Source organism: Mammaliicoccus sp. J-M41 (genome assembly GCF_022385935.1).
In the GTDB taxonomy this organism is placed as follows: domain Bacteria; phylum Bacillota; class Bacilli; order Staphylococcales; family Staphylococcaceae; genus Mammaliicoccus; species Mammaliicoccus sciuri_A.
In genome coordinates this window covers 1-1455 of record NZ_JAJNIR010000066.1, presented here as the reverse complement: position 1 = coordinate 1455, position 1455 = coordinate 1, and the positions used below count along the sequence as shown (strand labels likewise).

The window sequence follows — 1455 nt, the reverse complement described above, 5'->3', positions numbered from 1 at the left end:
GGTACTGCACCCCTAAAGTTAGAGTAAAAAAACTAACTTTAGGGGTGTTTTAATATGACAAAATATAGTGATGAATTTAAGTTGAAAGTTGTAAGAGATTATCTAGATGGCCATTATGGTTATCGAAAATTAGCTAAAAAATATAATATACCTGATAAAATTATTATACGAACATGGGTAAAAGCCTTTCAATCATTCGGTGTAGATAGCATTAAAAAGAAACAGAAAAAGACAGTTTATTCTGTTACATTCAAAATAAATGTATTAAACTATATGAAAAGAACAGGCGATTCCTTCCAAGATACAGCGATTAAATTTGGCCTAAATACCCCATCTATTATTGTGCGATGGAAAAAGATATATGACAAAGAAGGTGTGGAAGGACTCGAAAAGCCGAAAGGACGACCTCCCATGAAAAAGAAGAAACAGAAGAAATCTAATCAAAACCTATCACGAGAAAAAGAGTTAGAGCTAGAAAATGAAAATCTTCGATTAGAGAATGCTTATTTAAAAAAGTTGAACGCTTTTCGAGAGAATCCGAGTGCCTTTCTAGAAAAGCACAAGCAGCAGTGGCATTCGAACTCAAAGAAGAAGGATTCAAATTAAAAGATATCTTAGTAAAGGTTGGTATACCAGAAGCAACCTATCATTACCATGCCAAACAATTACAAAAGGAAGATTTAGATAAAGGTTGGAAGAAAAAGATCATTGAACTTTTTCAAAAACACAACGGTAAATACGGCTATCGTCGTATATATTTAGCTTTGAGAAATCAAGGTTATCTCATTAACCATAAGAAAGTACAACGAATTATGCGAGAACTAGGATTAAAATGTCAAAAATTCACACGTAAATCACGCTATCAATCATACAAAGGTACAGTTGGTAAAGTGGCTGAAAATCGCTTGAATCGTAGATTCCATACATCTATTCGACTTCAAAAATTAGTGACAGATATCACTGAATTTAAATGTGCTGAAGAACAAAAATTATATCTCAGCCCTATTATGGATTTATACAATGGGGAAATCATTTCTTATGGTATATCCAGAAGACCAACATTAGACTTAGTACTTCAATCATTGGATAAAGCAGTTACAATCATTAAGCATGAAGCACCATATCGTACGACGATACATTCTGATCAAGGTTGGCATTATCAGCATAATGCATGGATTAGAAGATTATCGGAACAAAGGATTTATCAAAGTATGTCACGTAAAGCGACGTGTGCGGATAATGCTTCTATGGAGAATTTCTTTGGCATCATGAAGCAGGAAATGTATCATGGAGAAGAACTTGTTAACTATGAAACATTAAAAAGAAGAATTGAGGATTACATCTATTGGTATAACAATGAACGTTTGAAATTAAAATTGGCTGGACGAAGTCCAGTACAATACCGAACTCAATCCAGCCAATTAATAGCATAATGGAAACTCTAACTTTGGGGGG

The 1455-nt window shown here is 33.6% G+C and carries 2 protein-coding genes; both read left to right on the top strand.

The window, feature by feature from the left end:
* Nucleotides 1-54: 54 nt before the first annotated feature.
* On the top strand, nt 55-606 hold the full coding sequence (locus LQ686_RS13855; protein WP_107596494.1) for a helix-turn-helix domain-containing protein: 552 nt from the start codon (nt 55-57) through the stop codon (nt 604-606).
* Entirely contained in the window at nt 570-1433 is an 864-nt protein-coding gene (locus tag LQ686_RS13850) for an IS3 family transposase (RefSeq protein WP_103361549.1), read from the top strand. Before LQ686_RS13855 ends, LQ686_RS13850 begins: the two co-directional genes overlap by 37 nt.
* The last annotated feature ends 22 nt before the right edge of the window (nt 1434-1455 follow it).

Coding starts and splice junctions, on each gene's coding strand:
- LQ686_RS13855 (WP_107596494.1), top strand. CDS start 55: ATGACAAAATATAGTGATGAATTTAAGTTGAAAGTTGTAAGAGATTAT.